Source organism: Nodularia spumigena CCY9414, from assembly GCF_000340565.2.
In the GTDB taxonomy this organism is placed as follows: Bacteria; Cyanobacteriota; Cyanobacteriia; order Cyanobacteriales; family Nostocaceae; genus Nodularia; species Nodularia spumigena.
Window position 1 is genome coordinate 5165940 of sequence record NZ_CP007203.1, and the last position, 18855, is coordinate 5184794.

The following is an 18855-nucleotide window of genomic DNA, read 5'->3' on the forward strand; positions in this document are numbered from 1 at the left end:
AGGGGCTAGACTAATGAAAAACATATATTTTCGTCAGCTTACTGTCCAAAATGCTTGAGATAAAAATCATCACTTAACAGCCAGTTGTCCGAGAAAGTGTCAAAATTAAATGAGTTTTGTAACCGCCACTTGACAGAGAGCGGATTTGAGATAAATTAAGTTGAAATTTATGGGCAAGCAGCGTATTCTTTCTGGAGTTCAACCAACGGGTAATTACCATCTGGGTAACTACTTAGGAGCCATTCGCAACTGGGTAGAAGGTCAGAGCGAATACGATAATTACCTCTTTGTGGCTGATTTGCACGCGATTACAGTCCCACATGACCCCAAACTGTTAGCGTCTGATACCTATACCCTGGTGGCGCTTTATCTGGCTTGTGGTCTGGATTTAAATCACTCTACTATTTTTGTGCAATCTCACGTTTCTGCCCACAGTGAACTTACTTGGTTGTTTAATTGCATTACACCTTTAAACTGGTTGCAAGACATGATTCAGTTTAAGGAAAAGGCGATTAAGCAGGGTGAAAATGTGAATGTCGGCTTGTTGGACTATCCTGTGCTGATGGCTGCTGATATTTTGCTGTATCAAGCTGATAAAGTGCCAGTGGGTGAAGACCAAAAGCAACACTTGGAATTGACAAGGGATATTGTGAACAGATTTAATCACCAATTTGGTAAACCTGATCAGCCTGTGATTAAGTTACCAGAGCCTTTAATTCGTAAGGAAGGGGCTAGGGTGATGAGTTTGGCGGATGGTACACGCAAAATGTCCAAGTCTGATCCGTCTGATTTAAGCCGGATTAATTTACTAGATCCACCAGATCAGATTCAATATAAGATTAAGCGCTGTAAAACTGATCAGGTTCGAGGTTTGACCTTCGATGATCCAGAGCGTCCAGAGTGTAACAATTTGTTAAGTTTGTATATGCTGCTATCTGGAAAGAAGAAGAACGAGGTAGCCGCAGAATGTCAAGATATGGGTTGGGGACAATTTAAACCTTTGTTGACAGAAACCACAATTAATGCTCTAACACCTATCCAAGAAAAATATCAAGCGGTGATGGCAGATAAAGCTTATCTAGACTCGGTTTTGCGGGAAGGACGGCAAAAAGCTGAGGCGATCGCCAATCAAACTCTCACAGAGGTAAAAACTGCTTTGGGCTACACTCTTCCCCTTTAAGGGTTTCACTTTTGGCCATAATTCGTTATAGCCTTTAAGGAAACCGAAACATTAATGTTATGCAGGATACCCAAAATCCCACAGTTTTAAATTCCTTTCGTCGAGCCGCGCAAGCAGGCGAATTTTTAGTTACAGCCGAGGTAGCACCCCCCAAAGGGGTAGATGTCACACACATGATTTCAATGGCGGCGACCCTTAAGGGGAGGGTTCATGCTGTCAATATTACCGATGGTAGCCGCGCCGTATTGCGGATGTCTTCTTTGGTAGCGTCAGCGATTTTGTTACAAAATGGCATTGAGCCGATTTGTCAGATGGCTTGCCGCGATCGCAATAGAATTGGTTTACAAGCTGATTTAATGGGCGCTCATGCTTTGGGTATCCGCAACATTTTAGCTTTGACTGGCGACCCGGTGAAAGTAGGCGATCACCCCCATGCTAAAGCCGTGTTTGATTTGGAATCTGTGCGACTGCTGCAACTAATTAGGAAGTTGAATCAGGGCGTTGATGATAATGAAAAGCCTCTTCCAGATGGGGAGACTGATTTATTTGCTGGTGCGGCTGTAGATCCGCAGTCTGACAGTTGGTCAGGTTTGCAAAAGCGATTTGAACGCAAAATCGAAGCCGGAGCGCAGTTTTTCCAAAGTCAGATGATTACAGATTTTGAGCGGCTAGAAAAATTTATGGACACCGTAGCCGTTAATTATGAAAAACCAATTTTGGCAGGAATTTTTCTGTTGAAATCGGCAAAAAATGCTCAGTTTATTAATAGGTATGTTCCGGGTGTAAATATTCCCCAGCACATTATTGATAGATTAGCGCAAGCAAAAGATCCCCTTGAAGAAGGAATGAAAATTGCAGCCGAACAAGTGCAGATTGCCCGCCAATTATGTCAGGGTGTCCATATGATGGCTGTGAAGCGGGAAGATTTAATTGCGCCAATTTTAGATTTAGCCGGAGTTACACCAGTAACAAATGTTAATTAAATAACCAGTCAAACTCTCCCCTCTCCTTAATAAGGAGAGGGGCAGGGGGTGAGGTTCTTTACATTTGCACTTTTTAAGCGGCTGGTGGCTTTTACAACTCATCCGGGTAGTGCAATCGCCCATTCTTTTTCATAAGAAAAAATTAAAATAAATTAAGGAACAAGGAAAACAATACAGTTTATGTCAACTGAAATTCAGACTGAACTGCATCAAGCAGTGGAACAGCGTCGCAATTTTGCGATTATTTCTCACCCTGACGCGGGTAAAACTACCCTGACAGAAAAATTACTGTTGTACGGGGGTGCTATTCACGAAGCTGGGGCAGTTAAAGCCCGGAGGGCGCAACGTAAGGCGACTTCAGACTGGATGGCCATGGAACAGCAACGGGGCATTTCTATTACCTCGACGGTGTTACAATTCGCCTACCAAAATTGTCAAATCAATTTACTCGATACACCCGGACACCAAGATTTTAGTGAAGATACTTATCGCACTCTAGCAGCCGCAGATAATGCAGTGATGCTGATTGACGTGGCTAAAGGTTTGGAACCCCAAACGCGGAAGTTATTTGAAGTCTGTAAGTTAAAAGGTTTACCCATTTTTACATTTGTAAATAAACTCGACCGTCCGGGTAGAGAAGCACTGGAACTGTTAGATGAAATTGAGCAGGAATTAGGTTTACAAACCTATGCAGTTAACTGGCCGATTGGGATGGGCGATCGCTTTAAAGGTGTATTTGACCGCCACGAGCAAAAAATTCACTTATTTGAACGTAGCGCCCACGGTAGCCGAGAAGCCCGCGATACGACTTTAGATTTAGGTGATGCCAAAATTGCGGAACTGCTAGAAGATGAGCTTTACCACCAATTAAAAGATGAGCTCGAACTTTTAGAAGGAGTTGGACCAGAACTGGATTTGGACTTGGTACATCAAGGAAAAATGACTCCAGTGTTTTTTGGCAGCGCCATGACTAACTTTGGGGTAGAGTTATTCCTCAATTACTTCCTGAAGTATGCCCTGAAGCCTGGGGCGCATAATAGCAGCGTGGGTGAAATTCCCCCCACATATCCCGATTTTTCGGGGTTTGTCTTCAAACTGCAAGCCAATATGGACCCCAAACACCGCGACCGTGTGGCATTTATCCGGGTTTGCACAGGAAAGTTTGAAAAAGATATGACAGTGAATCATGCACGCACTGGCAAAGTCGTCCGCCTGTCTCGTCCGCAAAAACTTTTTGCCCAGGAACGTGAATCGATTGATACAGCTTATCCTGGCGATGTGATTGGTTTAAACAATCCGGGTGTGTTTGCGATTGGTGATACCATCTACACAGGGCAGAAGCTGGAATATGAAGGAATTCCCTATTTTTCGCCGGAACTGTTTGCATCTCTGAGAAATCCCAACCCCTCGAAGTTTAAGCAATTTCAAAAAGGGATTTCAGAATTGCGCGAAGAGGGTGCAGTGCAAATTATGTATTCGGCTGATGAAGCCAAACGTGACCCGATTATGGCTGCGGTGGGTCAACTGCAATTTGAAGTGGTGCAGTTTCGGTTGCAAAACGAGTATGGTGTAGAAACCATATTAGAGTTACTGCCCTACAGTGTCGCCCGTTGGGTGGAAGGTGGATGGGAAGCTTTGAATAAAGTGGGACGAATTTTTAACACCACGACTGTCAAAGATAATATGGGACGGCCAGTTTTGCTCTTCCGCAATGAATGGAATTGCCAACAGTTACAGGGAGACCATCCAGAGTTGAAATTAAGCGCGATCGCCCCGGTGTATTCTGGTCAACAACCAGTGGAGGAATAATTCACTTGATTTGATGGGACTAACCGGGTGCAATTGATGTCCACGGCATTAAAGATTGGCGCTTGTATACCACCGTGGATCAGTTAGTAGACATTGGAGTGCCAAAATTTCTATGCATTCAGATGGCGAACTGTCTTTGGAGGCCGGTTTAGTTGCCCTCAAACAAGGAAATTATCAAACTGCGATCGCTAAACTTATACCTGTAGCTAGTCGTCAAGAAGATTCTACTGCTAACTTACAGGCACGAGTTGGTTTAGTCATGGCTTACGCACGCACTGGGCAAATTCGCAAGGCGATCGCCCTGTGTCAACTTCTCACCCAAAGCCAAAATACACAAGTGAAAGAATGGGCTGAACTTGCTCTTACTCACTTGACAAAACGCAAAAAAAGTAGTATTCATCCCAAAAATACCTCCACTGGATTTGTGGCTTTTGAAAATTCTCAAACCGCTACTGCATCAAAACACAAACCACAGGATACAGTTGCAGAAACTACAAACGGGCAAAATTCATCTGGTGTGAAATCAGGTAACTGGCAAAATCCGGTTATACCGTCTGTTGGTTATCGAAACACCATGAAAGCAGAAGCACCTGTGAGCATAACAGGTAATTTGTTCGGTTCCACCAGCTATACACAAACTCCATCATCAAGTATTTATTGGCGACAAGCAAAACGCGCCAAGGTATGGCAGCCTTTGCGTAAGCCTAATTTAATTCCCTTGCGGTTGCTAGCCGTCGGCACATTCGTGGCTGTGTTTTGGGTACTGCGAGAAATACTCAATTGGACTACGGGATTTATTAACTTTGCTTTAGTCAAACTACCTTATCTACAGCCATTACAGTTTCTCTACCGCAACCCTAACTCATTTTTATTGATAGTTTTATTCATAATGATTGGACTATCACCCTGGTTGCTAGATTGGCTATTAGCAAATTTTTATGGACAGCGAGAATTGTCCAAAGATGTCTTACATAGTCACAGTCGCGAAACAACTAGGGTACTACAACGTTACTGCCAACAGCGTCGCTGGCAATCTCCTAAACTGCGAATTCTGCCCATAGCAGCACCAATGGCGCTGACTTATGGGAATATGGCTCGCAACGCCCGAATTGTGGTCAGTCAGGGACTATTAGAGCAACTGGCAGATGATGAAATTGCTACTATCTATGCAACACAGTTAGGACATATTGCTCACTGGGATTTTGTGGTGATGTCTCTGGTGTTGCTGCTTTCATTACCAATTCATCAGCTATATCAGCAAATATCAACTTGGGGAAACAAGAAATCAGAGGGGATTTGGTATAAGCCAATAACCATTTTGGCTAGTGTGATTTATGGATTTTGGTGTTTGTTGACTGGTATTAGTTTATGGTTGTCGCGGTTGCGGCTGTATTATAGCGATCGCCTCGCCTCGGAAATTACTGGTAATCCCAATGCTTTGACTCGCGCCTTACTCAAAATTGCCATTGGTATTTCTGTTGATATCCAAAAATCAGATCAAACTAGTTGGCATTTGTCAAGTTTAAATTTATTCCTACCAGTCGGTTATCAACAGAGTCTTTCTTTGGGTAGTATTGCAGGTCAACTGCCCTTTGAATCTATACTGATGTGGGATGCTGTTAATCCATATCGCTACTGGTTTGCAATTAATAATAGCCATCCCTTATTAGGCGATCGTATTCAACGTCTAAGTCAAATTGCCCGCCATTGGCATATAGACCCGGAAGTACATTTAACTAGCCTGGGACCCAAGGAAGCCGAAGCCCAACAAACTTTGCAGGTAAAGCGTAAGTCCTTCTTATTACAAATTGCTCCCTTTTTGGGCATTCCCCTCGGCTTGGTGTTTGCGGGTCTGATCTGGTTAACTTGGCAAACTGCTTTCACTTTCAGGTTGTTAAATTTAAAGTGGATATACGAAGATTGGACTTTTGTTACAGGTTGCCTACTGATTGGCTTTAGCATCGGTATGGTATTCCGGATGAATTTGTTTTTTCCAGACATCAAAACCAATAGTGTCCATAATCATCAAAGCCTGCCTTACCTATTAGCTAATCCATCTACTATTCCTATTGATAGCATTAGTGTCCGGCTTGTCGGTAAGCTATTGGGTCGGCGAGGTGCTGGCAATTGCTTAGGACAAGACTTAATCTTACAGTCTAGTACAGGGCTAGTGAAATTACACCACATTCCCTTGGGACAGTCAGTGAATCCCCAAGATTTAATTGGTCGGCAAATTATAGTCACAGGCTGGTTCCGCCGGGGAGCAACACCCTGGATTGATATTCACACAGTCCAAACTCAAAGTGGTAAAACCATTCAGAGCCAACATCCCATTTGGTCTACTTTTGTAGCAGTTGCCGCACAAGCTTGGGGCGCATACATCTTTCTTACAGGCTAGCACCGCTAGGCGTTCGTCAAAAGGAGCCAGTGCGTTGGGCGGCTATGCCGACTTGAAGCAACTGGCGTTCAAAAGTTATCCTGCTATATAAAACCTAGACAAAACTAGACTTTACTTTCTACTTCAACGGGAGCATGGGAGCAGTTATCCCTCAGTAGACTTTCACGCCTTAGCCAGACGCGATTGTGTTCCAATTAAGTTTCTGAAAAAGACTACCACCATCATTACTTTTAGGGCGGTGAGTGTCAACCTCCCTATACAGCAGAAAATCTACCAGCCAATGGCTGGTTTTTGTTTCTAATAATCTTTCTTGATAAAAAAATGTATTTTATGCTACGATATATTAATGCTATGGTGAAAAATGTATGCTCTGAACTAGCTACGTAGATAATACCGTGGTAATCTAAGGAATGGTATTTAATTCTGCGGGCAAGGTCATCAAAGAAGATATTTACTTTAACAAGCCAAGGCTTATAAATTTACGATTCTTAGAATTAAGGTGGTATTAGCCGAGCGTTGTATGCGCTTTTGTATTAAACAAGCTTCATCCCAACGAAAAACTGTATTGTATAGGTTGACAGTTTGGAGTAAAAAATTTGGTTGACGGCAGTCTTGGTCAATAGCATCTATTTAACAGCCAAAGCCAAGTGATTGTTTTCTTGCCTTGCCATGTTCGTTCAACTCTGGAGGTATAGTTCATGTCCGTTCGCCTATATATAGGCAATTTGCCAAAAGAAGAAATAGATCGTCAGGATCTACAAGCAGTTTTTGCCGAAGAAGGCGATGCTGTGACTACAAAACTCATTAAAGACCGCAAAACTGGTAAATGCCGTGGTTTCGGTTTTCTGACAGTGAACAATGACGAACAAGCTGATCAAATTATTGAAAAGTATAATGGTCAATTGTTCAAAGAGACTCCCATAAAGCTAGAAAAAGCATTACCTCGCACAAAAGGTGAAGAGGGTGAAGAGCAAGCTCCTAAACCAGTGAGTAGTGCTACCAGTCATCCGGCTCCTACTATCCAAAAAGAAGGTAGCCGTCGGGAGAAAGGCGCTAAGAAGTCGCGGCGTGGCGGCGGCGGTGGTGTTCGTGAAAGCAGCCCAAGTGCTGACTCGGATACTATTCGTCCAGATCCGCGTTGGGCTTCTGAATTAGAAAAGCTCAAGGAAATGCTAGCAGCGCAAACTACGAATTGAGTCTATGGGGATAGGAATTAAAACTTCAAAATTGCGGTTTTGAGGTTTTGATTCCCCATGATTCTCTGTTTGTCTAGTTATCAATCAAATGAGGATTCAGCCATTCTTAGCTATGCTAGCCGCAGGCATCGCACTTTCACTAAAAAAATATTATGTTCAGATGGTAATTCCCACCTCAGAGCCAGTTTTGGGGGGGTGGGTTGCTTTTATGACAGTTAAATCGAAGTTTATCTATCAAAAGCATTAGATATCAGTATAGTCATTTATGTATAAAGAAAATCCAGAGAATTACTGTGTAAATAACTATAGACCGGGTAGCCAACAGATTAAAATATTTGACATAATTAAATTAAAATAAAGATTACTCAAAGTTCCTAAATAGTTTAGTTAAGTTTGCGCGGCGAAACTTTGACAATACATTCCTAGAATTAGCAACACACAAACTATGAACGCTACTACCGACAAACGTATTGCCTTAATTTCTGTTCATGGAGATCCGGCGATTGAAATTGGTAAGGAAGAAGCTGGTGGACAAAATGTTTATGTGCGTAATGTGGGTGAAGCACTAGCACAGCTAGGATGGCAAGTTGATACGTTTACCCGCAAAGTGAGTATAGAGCAAGAGACAATTGTTCAACTTAGCCAAAATTGTCGCACGATTCGTCTAGCAGCAGGCCCTGTAGAGTTTGTGCCACGAGATGAGCTTTTGGAATATATGCCGGAATTTTTGGCTAATTTCCTCCAATTCCAAAAAGAGAATCAGATAACGTATCAGTTAGTTCACACAAACTACTGGCATTCTAGCTGGATAGGGATGCAACTGAAGAAAATCCAAGGTACGCAGCAGATTCATACCTACCATTCTTTAGGAGCAGTTAAGTACAATACAATAGAAACGATTCCTCTGATTGCGAGTCAGCGATTAGCAGTGGAAAAAGAGGTATTGGAGACAGCAGAATGCATTGTAGCCACAAGTCCCCAAGAACAGAAACATATGCGATCGCTCGTTTCCACTCAAGGTAATATAGAGATTATTCCCTGCGGTACAGATATTCGCCGGTTTGGTTCGGTTGAGCGCCCAGCAGCTAGGTTAGAATTAGGAATTGCTCCAGAAACTAAAGTGGTGTTATATGTAGGACGTTTTGATCGACGCAAAGGGATAGAAACCCTAGTGCGCGCAGTCAACGAATCTCAGTTACGTGGCGATAACAACCTGAAGTTAATTATCGGTGGTGGTAGCACTCCAGGTAATAGTGATGGTATTGAGCGCGATCGCATCGAGAATATAATCAACGAATTAGGGATGAGTGAATTTACCATCCTCCCCGGTCGCCTCAGTCAGGAAATACTGCCTACTTACTACGCTGCGGCTGATGTTTGCGTCGTTCCCAGTCACTATGAACCCTTTGGACTCGTGGCCATTGAAGCCATGGCCAGTGGTACACCTGTAGTAGCCAGTGATGTGGGTGGACTTCAGTTTACTGTAGTTCCCGAAGTCACAGGTTTATTGGCTCCACCACAAGATGTAGCCGCCTTTGCAGCTGCTATTGACCGCATTTTATTAAATCCACAATGGGGAAAAGAATTAGGTAAGGCTGGCAGAAAACGCGTAGAAAGTAAGTTTAGTTGGGATGGTGTAGCCACTCAGCTAGGTGAACTTTATACCGAAATTTTGCAGCAAACGGTGAAAGAACCAGCATTGGTTCAGTAATTTTAGATTTTGGATTTTGGATTTTGGATTGATTCCACAGATAAATCAGAGGGCTTGTACTATTAAAGAACTATTGGTCAGTAATACGTAACATTAACTCTTGTGCAACCAGTTGACTATACTACTCTCACAGCTTCTTGTAGCGAACTACGCGCACACTGGCTGCCATCTCGATTAGAACAAGTTTATCAGCGCGATCGCTATACTATTGCTGTGGCATTACGCACGCTAAAACAAAGGGATTGGCTAGAGATTTCTTGGCATCCCCAAGGGGCGCGTATTTGTATTGGCGAACCACCACCAAGATTACCAGATACCTTTACCTTTAGCCAACAATTAGTACATCAATTGGGTGGTTTGGCCTTGGTGGACATTCAAGCGATCGCGCCTTGGGAGCGTGTTGTTGATTTGCAATTTGCCCGCCGTCCCGGAGAAGAAGCATTATACCATATATATGTGGAAGTGATGGGCAAATACAGCAACGCCATCCTCACCGATGCCAGCAAGATGATTATCACAGCTGCCCATCAAGTTGGTCAGCATCAGTCTAGCGTCCGTCCCATCCAAACCGGACAGTCTTATGAAACCCCACCAAAATTAACTGGTCCGGTTCCCAGTTTGAGTGAAACCCCAGAACGCTGGCAAGAAAGGGTAAGCTTAGTCCCAGGAGCAATCAAGCGTCAGTTATTAAAAAGTTATAGCGGCTTGAGTTCTGCACTGGTGGAATCTATGGTAATTGCAGCCGATTTAGCCCCAGATACTACCACAGATCAGCTTAAACCTGAAGACTGGCAAAGACTATTTGCGCGATGGCAAGAATGGCTACAAGCTTTGGATTTAAGTAAATTTCAACCAGCTTGGACAGCAAATGGTTATACCGTCATGGGTTGGGGCGCAGTTGCACCAGAAAAAAACATCCAAACCTTACTGAATAGGTACTACACTGACCAATCAAATCAGCAAGTATTTGCTCATTTACGGCATCAATTAAACCAGAAATTACATAATATTTTAGTAAAATTACGTAATAAAGGGCAAACTTTTTCAGAACGCTTGCAGCAATCAGATCAAGCGGATGAATATCGAGCCAAAGCTGATTTGTTGATGTCTAACCTGCAAAAATGGCAACCAGGGATGAAAGAAATTATCTTACCTGATTTTGAGACAGATCAGCCTATTGCGATCGCTCTACAACCAGATAAAAACGCCGTCCAAAATGCTCAACGCCTTTATAAACAGCATCAAAAACTTAAACGCGCTCGTGCTGCTGTGGAACCGTTGCTTTTTGATGTACAATCAGAGATTAGCTATTTAGAACAAGTAGAAGCTGCGATAGCCATGCTAGCCGAAGGCATCGCTCAGATAGAAAACTACCAAGCAGCAGCAGATTTACAGGCTTTAGAAGAAATCCGCGACGAGTTAATTGGACAAAAATATTTAGAAGATCCAGGATATCGCAGCCGCAGCGCCAGCGAAACAGCCGCTACAAACTTTCATCGTTACCGTACCCCCAACAATTTTGAAGTCTTAATTGGTAGGAACAATCGCCAAAATGATCAATTAAGCTTTCGGGTAGCTGGAGATTATGATTTGTGGTTCCACGCTCAAGAAATTCCGGGAAGTCATCTGTTACTACGTTTAGAACCTGGTGCAGTTCCAGAAGCAGCAGATTTACAATTTGTAGCTAATCTTGCCGCCTACTACAGTCGTGCGCGTCAGAGTGAGCAAGTACCAGTCGTTTATACTCAGCCCAAGCACGTTTACAAACCCAAAGGAGCCAAGCCCGGTATTGCTATTTACAAACAAGAGCGCATCCTCTGGGGACAACCGCAATTAGTCATTAGTCATTAGTCATTGGTCATTAGTCATTAGTCATTAGTCATTGGTCATTGGTCATTGGTCATTGGTCATTGGTCATTGGTCATTGGTCATTTGTCATTGGTCATTGGTCATTAGTCATTAGTCATTGGTCATTAGTCATTGGTCATTGGTCATTTGTCATTAGTCATTGGGAAGTTACCCTCTTCTCCCCCCTGCACCCTGCACCCTGCACCCTGCCCCCCTGCCTCTTCCTCCCCCCTGCACCCTGCACCCTGCTCCCCTGCCTCTTCTCCCCATCTCTAACTATCGGCATTTTTAAAATATTCTTACAGATAGAGGCTCTTTATCTTCGGGCATATCTTTTTTTTATATTTTTTATAAAAAAACTGTGTGAACTGTTACAATATTGTTAAGAAAAGTTGCCCGTTGATTTTGGGAACGCGCAATTTGATTTTAACTCTATGAGAAGACAACGCGGAAAAAGATATTTCAGGCCAGCTGTGGGAGGCTGGTCTTTTTTGTTACTTCTAAAATAGAGAAGACGCAAAAATCATTTTTACGTCTCCTGCGGAAATTTGGTGAAATTTAGAAGCTAAATCTAGTTCTGAGCGCACCAATCACAACATCATCGTTATCATTGTTATGGTCTGGGGATGTCAACCAGATGATACCTGGGGTAATAGTAATGTTATCAGACACCTGATATTGGTAGAAAGCCTCAAGGTGATAGGACGTATCTCTATCTCTGTCCACTCCTGGGATGCTGGAACTTGTGACTCTCGGTTCTACACCAGCGATAATCCCACCTAGATTACCTCTTTTACCCAAGTCAGGAAAGCCCAGAGTAACGGCATAATTCCAAATATCAGCTTCCCCGCGATCGCCTGTCAAGGCTCGGCTGTTGGTGTATCCTGCCCAACCACCTAAGACCAATTTTTCACCGAGACCTAGAGATGCTTGAACACCGTAGGAATCGCTAGAAAATGCGGCATCGTTTTGTAATACATTTTGGAAAGTTGCAGCATTGCTACCAGTAAGAAGTGGCTGTTTGTAGGAATTGATATAAGTTAAACCTAGCGCAATGCGATCGCTTGGTCTAAGTGTTAATTGTGCCAAAGCACCGTAAGCACCATCAAACAAACCATTCTTAGGAGAGGGGTCATTGGCAGTCCCACTTAAATACCCTAAGCTGAGTGCTATACTATCACCGAACTGCTGGGTTACTCCCAAACCCGCTCCACCTATCTGGCTATAAATTGGGTTGCGCGTACCAAAGGTAGACAAAGCCCCACTACTACCATCACCATCAAATAGATTAACTGTACTAGTGATGTCATCTGCTGCACCGGCATTGGCGATCGCAATTACCTGTGTTTTTGCACCCAGGGGAAATTCATAAAACAGCGCATCTATTTCCGCATTGGTTGTACCATCCGCACCAACAAAAAATAAGTTACCCTCTGGTGTCCCAATGTTAGGACCTAAAATATTATTAACTTGGATTCTCGTAAATAGGGTATCTTTCCCTGTAAAACTGGTGACAAATTCAATCCGCGATCGCGCGCCCAGAGTAGTATTATTATCTCTTGTGTCTTGATTATTAACTCTGTCACCGCCCAAAACATCACTAATAACTGCGACCACTTCCCCTTGCAGTTTAGTTGTAGTGGAAAACTGATTCGCTTCCAATTCCGATGTGCGGGCTTCTAGTGAATCCACCCGACCCCGTAATGTTGCGAGTTCTGAGGAAAATTCTTCTTGCAGCCTTTGTAATGCGACTAAATCTTGTTGTGTTATCACATCGCTAGTAGCCGTCGCAATTAGTTCATTAACCCGATCCAGACAAGCATTCAAACCAGCCGCGAATTCATATCGAGTCAAGGCGCGATTACCGCGATAAGTGCTATTGGGATAACCTGCAATGCAACCGTAACGTTCTACCAACGATTGCAAAGCTTGAAAAGCCCAATCAGTAGGTTGCACATCTGATAACTGAGAAACTGAGGTAATTTGCGCCATTACCTGGCTTTTTGTGGAGTTCTCAGCTTTGATCTCTGAATTATTTATTACTGATGTAGTGAGTATTTCCCCTGCATATACAGCCGTACCCAAAAATAGCATAGCGCCGCCAAATACGGGACTAACCAGTAGATATTTCCAGAATTCTCGCATTTCCTTCCTCACACTTATTAATCGTACATCGCACTCACCGCAAGCGTTTTAGAGAATACTTCTTTTAAAAAAGTCTTTTCCAAATATTAACAGGAGTTTAAGAATTTATCTCACATTACAAGTCAAAAACCTATTTTTTCTACTTACTACAGAAATCTTCAAAGGCAGTATCTTATGGAACAGTTATTAATTCTGTGATTCTTTATACAAAATTAATTTTGCTCTATTGTGTGAGAATGATACTTATTCTATAATAAACTAATTTCATTCTCAGTGAAAAAATTGACAACAGTCAAGTAGTCATTAGTTTAAAGGGAAAAAACCGTGATTTGGACTCGTTTAGGACGTAAAACAGGCAAACAAAGTAGAGGTATCCTGCCTTTAATGGCTTTACTCACTTTGTCAGTCGCTGTTGGCTGTAACCAATCAAACACAGATATAGGAGAAACTTCAGAACAGACACCCCCAGCACAGGAAGCAGCCGCGATTCCAGCAAACGCCGAAAAAATTCAAGTTGTGGCGACAATTTTACCAACATATTTGTTTACCAAGGCTATAGCTGGAGATGCAGCAGATGTATCAATTCTCGTACCACCGACTACGGAAGTGCATGATTACCAATCAACACCGGATAATGTGAAAGCGATTTCTACAGCCAGTATTTTAGTAAAAAATGGTTTGGGATTAGAGGAATTTCTGGACAGCACTGTAAAAAATGCCGAAAATCCTAATTTAGTTAAAATTGATGCTAGTAAAGATATTCAAACTTTAGATGAAATTTCCCCTGTTGATAAAACGGTAACAGAAGACGGACACAGCCACGGACACAGCCATGATCATGCTGACGGGAATCCTCACGTTTGGTTAGATCCAGTTTTAGCAAAACAGCAGGTAACAAATATTCGGGATGGGTTAATTGCTGCTGACCCTGGGAATAAAGCTACTTATGAAGCGAATGCTGTGGCGTATATTCAGGAATTAGACAATTTAGATCAAGAATTTCAGCAAACTTTGCAGAAAACTCCTAACTGCACTTTTATCACCTTTCATGATGCTTTTCCATATTTAGCTCAACGCTATAATCTCAAACAAGTTGCTGTGGTGCAAATTCCTGAAGAGCAACTTTCCCCAGCAGATGTGCAAAAAGCTGTCAAGGCTGTGAAAAATTATAACGCTAAAGCTCTATTCAGCGAACCAGGAGTAGATAATAAATTATTAACCAGTCTTTCCCAAGATTTGAATGTAACTGTGCGTAATTTGGATTCTTTAGAAACGACTAGCGGCGATACCAATCCGCAGTATTACTTCCAGGTAATGAAAAATAACTTACAAACTTTGGAGGCTGGGTGTAAATAATTGAATGACCAAGACAACGATACCTGATGATCGTTTGTCTTGATGTGATGATCAATTAATAATTACCCATAATCCAGGACTAATGACATCTCCCATTTTAAAAGTCGAAGGATTAAATGTATATCAAGGCAGTTATTTGGCTGTGCGAGATGTTTCCTTTGAATTGCTACCAGGAACAGATACAGCTATTGTTGGTCCCAATGGTGCGGGTAAAAGCACTTTGGTGAAAGCGATTTTAAATTTAATTCCTCACAGTGCTGGTAAGATTGAAATTTTTGGTCGCCCAATTACGAAGTTGGGAAATTTGCGTCATCGTTTGGGTTATATGCCGCAAAATTTCATTTTTGACCGCAGTTTTCCGATTTCTGTAGGCGAATTAGTCGGACTGGGATGGGCGAATGAAAGCAGAAGACAGAATTTATTTTTTACTAAGCTGTGGAAGAAAGATAGGCAAAAATCAGCAGCAATAGCAGAGGCTTTGCGGCGAACTGATGCTTATCATCTCAAGCATCAAGCTATTGGAACTCTTAGCGGTGGTCAACTGAAGCGGGTATTGCTGGCTTATTGTTTAGTCGTTCCTCGGAAACTTTTGGTATTAGATGAAGCTTTTGCTGGGGTTGATGTCCAAGGGATAACAGATTTTTACGCTTTGTTAAATGAATTAAAGCAGGAAGAAGGTTGGACAGTGTTGCAGGTTTCCCATGATATTGATATGGTAAGCCGTCATTGCGATCGCGTTCTTTGTCTCAACCAAACTGTTGTTTGTACTGGTCAACCCGAAATTGCTCTTTCACCCCAAAATTTGTTAGCAACCTATGGCCCTGGATTCAGTCCTTACCAGCATCAACATTAAAACAGGACTTACGCAAAATTATGAAAGAACGAACCGCAAAGGACACAAAGTACACAAAGTTAAGAGGGTTTTAGAGAGTTCTTGCGTAAGTCCTATAAAATTGTCAACAATACTGTTGCTCACATTTTTGTATAACTCACATTCAAGAGTAAAAAGGTAAAATGCCAATAATTTGTGATTTGCTAATTTCATGATTCAGCAGGTTCATCCAAGTGTTCCGCAACAGCCTGATAAAGATGAAAAATATGGTTATCGTGGAGGTGATAAAATACGTTACGTCCTTGCTTACGATAGCCAACTAATCGCATGACTCGCAAGTTTCTCAGTTGATGGGAAACAGCAGATTCACTCATGTTTAGTAATGCGGCTAAATCACCAACACACAGTTCTTTATTAGCCAAGAAAGAAAGAATTCTCAGGCGATTAGGATCTCCCAAAAAGCTAAAAAATTCTGCCATGCGTTGAGCTTTTTCGCTGGTGATAACTTGATCTGCTAATTCTTGCACAATACTAATATCTATAGTAATATAATTTAAATTATACTCAATATTCTGCGGTTTTAATTTTAAATCTAATTAGAATAATTTTATTTGATGGACATGGATAAAAATTTACCTGTGAGCAATACAATCAGGCTAAAAAAAAATAGATAAATTGTAATTATGTATTTATGCTCTGTTTGTCACATAAACTCGCTAGCCATCGTGACTAATTTTGACTTTGTAAATTTGTTACAATTTCCCTTCATGCAGCGTGCGATCGCAGGTGCTGTGTTAATGGGAATCCTGGGTGGTTTACTAGGTAGTTTTGCCACATTACGCCAGCTATCCTTTTTCAGCCATGCTGTGGGTCATGCAGCATTAATCGGCGTAGTCTTAGGCGTATTATTACAGTTAAACCCAACTTTGATGCTGTTGCCTTTTACTTTAGTATTTGGGGTGATTGTCCTCTACTTTATCGATAAGACCGATTTAGCGAGCGATAGCGTTCTGAGTATAGTGCTATCAGGAGCATTAGGTATTGGCGTAATCCTAACTAGCTTCGTTCCGGGTTATCGTGGCAATTTAATGCGAGTATTGTTTGGCGATATTCTGGCGATCAATACCACAGATTTGATTTTGACGATACTTTTGCTGATAGTCAGTAGTATATTTTTATTTTCTACCTTGCAACAGCAAATTTTATTAACCTTGAACCCCGATGTCGCCCAAGTGCAAGGTGTTCCAGTGCAACTGTATCGCTATGGCTTTATCATTTTACTTTCCCTAGCTGTTGCCGTGGCGATTACAGCCGTCGGTGTTTTGTTGGTAAATGCCTTTTTAGTGATTCCCGCTTCCACAGCCAAGCTGATGAGTCATCACTTTAACCGCTTTCTGGTCTTGTCAATCATTATCGGTTCGACCACAAGCCTTACTGGTATTATGGTTTCGGGTCTTTTTAACCTGCCATCAGGCCCTAGTATTGTGCTGGTGCAGTTTTTGTTTTTTGTGGTTGTTTTTTTTACCGTTAAGTTGAAGTTCAAAGCCGGCTAAACTTTTTTTCTTCAACCCCTTGCCAAGCCATTATTGTTGTGCTACGGTTATTAAACGTGGGTCAAATAAATAACCCCGCCGGGATAGCTCAGTTGGTAGAGCAGAGGACTGAAAATCCTCGTGCCACCGGTTCAAGTCCGGTTCCTGGCATAGAGATAAATACCTGAAAACCTTGATTTTACAAGGTATGTAGACGGCTCCCACTGGAATTTAGCAATTTTCCAGTGGGAGTTTTTGCATTTTTGGGTTTGGTTTTGACTATGAATTGACTATGAATTGACTATGATAATCTAGAAAAGAGGATAAATCATAGTCAAAAGGACGGAAGTATATGGTCATGAAGATGGAACATGGAGCTTCTAAAGGTTCAGTCAGTGTTGAATCGTTCCAAAACAGGCTTAGACTACGTTTACCACGTCAGTTGTTTGGGGGGAAGCAAAAGTATTTAACTTTGGGGATGGCTGATACACCAGAAAATGGTAAGCTTGCTGAGGCTAAAGCTAAAGAAATAGAATTAGATATTGCATTTGAACGTTTTGACACCACGTTAGCTAAATATAAACCTCAAAGTCATTTAACTCTGGTTGTACCCATAAGAGAAGGTCAGCAACAACCAACATTGATTGAGTTATGGGTTGGGAACTGATTAGAAATATTTATCCATACTTACTCATAACTACTTAAATGCTATGCTATAGTAGTTATATGAGTAAGTTATCTATATCTGAAGCAGCAAAGTTAAAAGGTGTAAGTGTTTCCACACTCAGAAGATGGGAAACAGAAGGTAAATTAATTCCCGAAAGAACAGCTAGTGGTCATAGAAGATATGATTTAGCTCAATTGTTAGGAATCAAGCCTGATTTATCTTACACCATTGGTTACTGTCGAGTTTCTAGCCATGACCAAAAAGAAGACCTAGAAAGACAAAAGCAAGTTGTTGAATTATTTTGCGCTCAAAATGGTTGGCAATTTGAAATTATAGAAGACTTAGGTTCAGGCTTAAACTACAGCAAAAAAGGATTAAAGAGATTAATCCGATTAATTGTTGATAGTAAACTTGAACGTCTTGTTTTAACCCATAAAGATAGACTATTGAGATTTGGTAGTGAATTAATTTTTAGTTTGTGTGAACATTTTGGAACAGAAATAGTAATTATCAATAGAACTGAAGACTCAACTTTTGAAGAAGACTTAGCTCAAGATGTTTTAGAAATAATTACAGTTTTTAGTGCCAGACTGTATGGATCTAGAAGTCACAAAAACAAGAAAATTATAGAGGAGTTGAAAGAAGTTGCTGTTCGGCTTTAAAACTGAGTTAAAAATCAATAACCATCAGCGTACCCAACTACTTCAACATTGTGGTGTTGCTCGTCATGCTTGGAATTGGGGATTAGCTCTTACCAAACAGATATTAGAGCACAATAAGTTAAATCCTAATTCCAAAATAAAATTTCCTACTGCTATTGATTTACATAAATGGTTAGTAGCATTAGTAAAAAGTGAAAATCCCTGGTATTACGAATGTTCAAAATCAGCACCACAAGAAGCTCTACGAGCTTTAAAAAACAGCAATGGGATAGGTGACTTTAAAAAAATATCAGGAGTGCCTAAATTTAAGAGAAAGGGTAAACATGATAGCTTTAACCTTAGAGGGTAGTGTCAAAAATTTAGAGTCAAATAAAATACAAGTACCGAAGTAGTAAGGAGTTCTYCAAAGTTATTGAAAGACTACCTACAAAAAGAAAATTAAATCAGTAACCATTAGTCGTAAGGCTAATAGATGGTTTATTAGTTTTAGATTTGATGTAGAAAAACAAGATAATAAAAACCTCAAAGTTGTGGGA

General features: G+C 41.5%; 15 protein-coding genes and 1 tRNA gene. 14 read left to right on the forward strand and 2 right to left on the reverse strand.

Translation table 11 applies throughout. The features are described 5' to 3' along the window. Window positions 1–169 precede the first annotated feature (169 nt). The 7 genes from trpS (at window position 170) to NSP_RS22340 (ending at window position 11128) form a co-directional block, all read left to right on the forward strand. Entirely contained in the window at window positions 170–1180 is a 1011-nt protein-coding gene (gene trpS / locus NSP_RS22310) for a tryptophan--tRNA ligase (protein ID WP_006197777.1), read from the forward strand. A gap of 59 nt (window positions 1181–1239) precedes the next feature. Then, window positions 1240–2163, forward strand: a complete 924-nt coding sequence (locus NSP_RS22315) for a methylenetetrahydrofolate reductase (RefSeq protein ID WP_006197778.1) — start codon at window positions 1240–1242, stop codon at window positions 2161–2163. A gap of 180 nt (window positions 2164–2343) precedes the next feature. Next, entirely contained in the window at window positions 2344–3972 is a 1629-nt protein-coding gene (gene prfC / locus NSP_RS22320; protein WP_006197779.1) for a peptide chain release factor 3, read from the forward strand. Window positions 3973–4084: 112 nt separating this feature from the next. Further along, the gene (locus NSP_RS22325; protein WP_006197780.1) at window positions 4085–6370 is read left to right on the forward strand and encodes a M48 family metalloprotease; all 2286 of its coding nucleotides are present in this window, start codon (window positions 4085–4087) and stop codon (window positions 6368–6370) included. Window positions 6371–7068: 698 nt separating this feature from the next. Further along, the gene (locus NSP_RS22330) at window positions 7069–7566 is read left to right on the forward strand and encodes an RNA recognition motif domain-containing protein (RefSeq protein ID WP_006197781.1); all 498 of its coding nucleotides are present in this window, start codon (window positions 7069–7071) and stop codon (window positions 7564–7566) included. Between the two features lie 445 nt (window positions 7567–8011). Beyond that, a complete protein-coding gene (locus tag NSP_RS22335) occupies window positions 8012–9277 on the forward strand; it encodes a glycosyltransferase family 4 protein (protein WP_006197782.1) in 1266 nt (421 codons plus the stop codon). Window positions 9278–9379: 102 nt separating this feature from the next. Beyond that, a complete protein-coding gene (locus NSP_RS22340; RefSeq protein ID WP_006197783.1) occupies window positions 9380–11128 on the forward strand; it encodes an Rqc2 family fibronectin-binding protein in 1749 nt (582 codons plus the stop codon). A 555-nt stretch (window positions 11129–11683) separates the two neighbouring features. On the opposite strand, the gene NSP_RS22345 is transcribed toward NSP_RS22340, so the two are convergent. Further along, window positions 11684–13270 carry an iron uptake porin gene (locus NSP_RS22345; protein WP_006197785.1) on the reverse strand — a complete coding sequence of 529 codons (1587 nt, stop codon included), beginning with the start codon at window positions 13268–13270 and terminating at the stop codon, window positions 11684–11686. Window positions 13271–13594: 324 nt separating this feature from the next. On the opposite strand from NSP_RS22345, the gene NSP_RS22350 reads away from it, so the two are divergent. Together NSP_RS22350 and NSP_RS22355 are read left to right on the forward strand one after the other, a co-directional pair. After that, window positions 13595–14626, forward strand: coding sequence for a metal ABC transporter solute-binding protein, Zn/Mn family (locus tag NSP_RS22350; protein ID WP_006197786.1), 1032 nt, complete (start codon window positions 13595–13597; stop codon window positions 14624–14626). 82 nt (window positions 14627–14708) lie between these two features. Further along, window positions 14709–15479: a metal ABC transporter ATP-binding protein gene (locus tag NSP_RS22355; protein WP_006197787.1), complete on the forward strand. Its 771-nt coding sequence runs from the start codon at window positions 14709–14711 to the stop codon at window positions 15477–15479. 188 nt (window positions 15480–15667) lie between these two features. Here the strand turns inward: NSP_RS22355 and NSP_RS22360 are convergent, their stop codons facing one another. Further along, window positions 15668–15937 carry an ArsR/SmtB family transcription factor gene (locus NSP_RS22360; RefSeq protein ID WP_231859613.1) on the reverse strand — a complete coding sequence of 90 codons (270 nt, stop codon included), beginning with the start codon at window positions 15935–15937 and terminating at the stop codon, window positions 15668–15670. A 204-nt stretch (window positions 15938–16141) separates the two neighbouring features. Between NSP_RS22360 and NSP_RS22365 the strand changes: the two genes are divergently transcribed. The 5 genes from NSP_RS22365 (at window position 16142) to NSP_RS22385 (ending at window position 18668) form a co-directional block, all read left to right on the forward strand. Beyond that, window positions 16142–17011, forward strand: coding sequence for a metal ABC transporter permease (locus NSP_RS22365; RefSeq protein ID WP_042202626.1), 870 nt, complete (start codon window positions 16142–16144; stop codon window positions 17009–17011). Window positions 17012–17088: 77 nt separating this feature from the next. Continuing rightward, window positions 17089–17161 (forward strand) — tRNA-Phe (locus NSP_RS22370). A gap of 181 nt (window positions 17162–17342) precedes the next feature. Beyond that, window positions 17343–17657: an Arm DNA-binding domain-containing protein gene (locus NSP_RS22375; RefSeq protein ID WP_231859511.1), complete on the forward strand. Its 315-nt coding sequence runs from the start codon at window positions 17343–17345 to the stop codon at window positions 17655–17657. Between the two features lie 59 nt (window positions 17658–17716). Next, window positions 17717–18319: an IS607 family transposase gene (locus tag NSP_RS22380; RefSeq protein WP_006195580.1), complete on the forward strand. Its 603-nt coding sequence runs from the start codon at window positions 17717–17719 to the stop codon at window positions 18317–18319. After that, on the forward strand, window positions 18303–18668 hold the full coding sequence (locus NSP_RS22385; RefSeq protein WP_017804438.1) for a helix-turn-helix domain-containing protein: 366 nt from the start codon (window positions 18303–18305) through the stop codon (window positions 18666–18668). Before NSP_RS22380 ends, NSP_RS22385 begins: the two co-directional genes overlap by 17 nt. Window positions 18669–18855 lie beyond the last annotated feature (187 nt).

Coding starts and splice junctions, on each gene's coding strand:
- prfC (WP_006197779.1), top strand. CDS start 2,344: ATGTCAACTGAAATTCAGACTGAACTGCATCAAGCAGTGGAACAGCGT.
- NSP_RS22360 (WP_231859613.1), bottom strand. CDS start 15,937: ATGGCAGAATTTTTTAGCTTTTTGGGAGATCCTAATCGCCTGAGAATT.
- NSP_RS22375 (WP_231859511.1), top strand. CDS start 17,343: ATGGTCATGAAGATGGAACATGGAGCTTCTAAAGGTTCAGTCAGTGTT.
- NSP_RS22380 (WP_006195580.1), top strand. CDS start 17,717: ATGAGTAAGTTATCTATATCTGAAGCAGCAAAGTTAAAAGGTGTAAGT.
- NSP_RS22330 (WP_006197781.1), top strand. CDS start 7,069: ATGTCCGTTCGCCTATATATAGGCAATTTGCCAAAAGAAGAAATAGAT.
- NSP_RS22345 (WP_006197785.1), bottom strand. CDS start 13,270: ATGCGAGAATTCTGGAAATATCTACTGGTTAGTCCCGTATTTGGCGGC.
- NSP_RS22365 (WP_042202626.1), top strand. CDS start 16,142: ATGTATTTATGCTCTGTTTGTCACATAAACTCGCTAGCCATCGTGACT.
- trpS (WP_006197777.1), top strand. CDS start 170: ATGGGCAAGCAGCGTATTCTTTCTGGAGTTCAACCAACGGGTAATTAC.
- NSP_RS22315 (WP_006197778.1), top strand. CDS start 1,240: ATGCAGGATACCCAAAATCCCACAGTTTTAAATTCCTTTCGTCGAGCC.
- NSP_RS22325 (WP_006197780.1), top strand. CDS start 4,085: ATGCATTCAGATGGCGAACTGTCTTTGGAGGCCGGTTTAGTTGCCCTC.
- NSP_RS22355 (WP_006197787.1), top strand. CDS start 14,709: ATGACATCTCCCATTTTAAAAGTCGAAGGATTAAATGTATATCAAGGC.
- NSP_RS22335 (WP_006197782.1), top strand. CDS start 8,012: ATGAACGCTACTACCGACAAACGTATTGCCTTAATTTCTGTTCATGGA.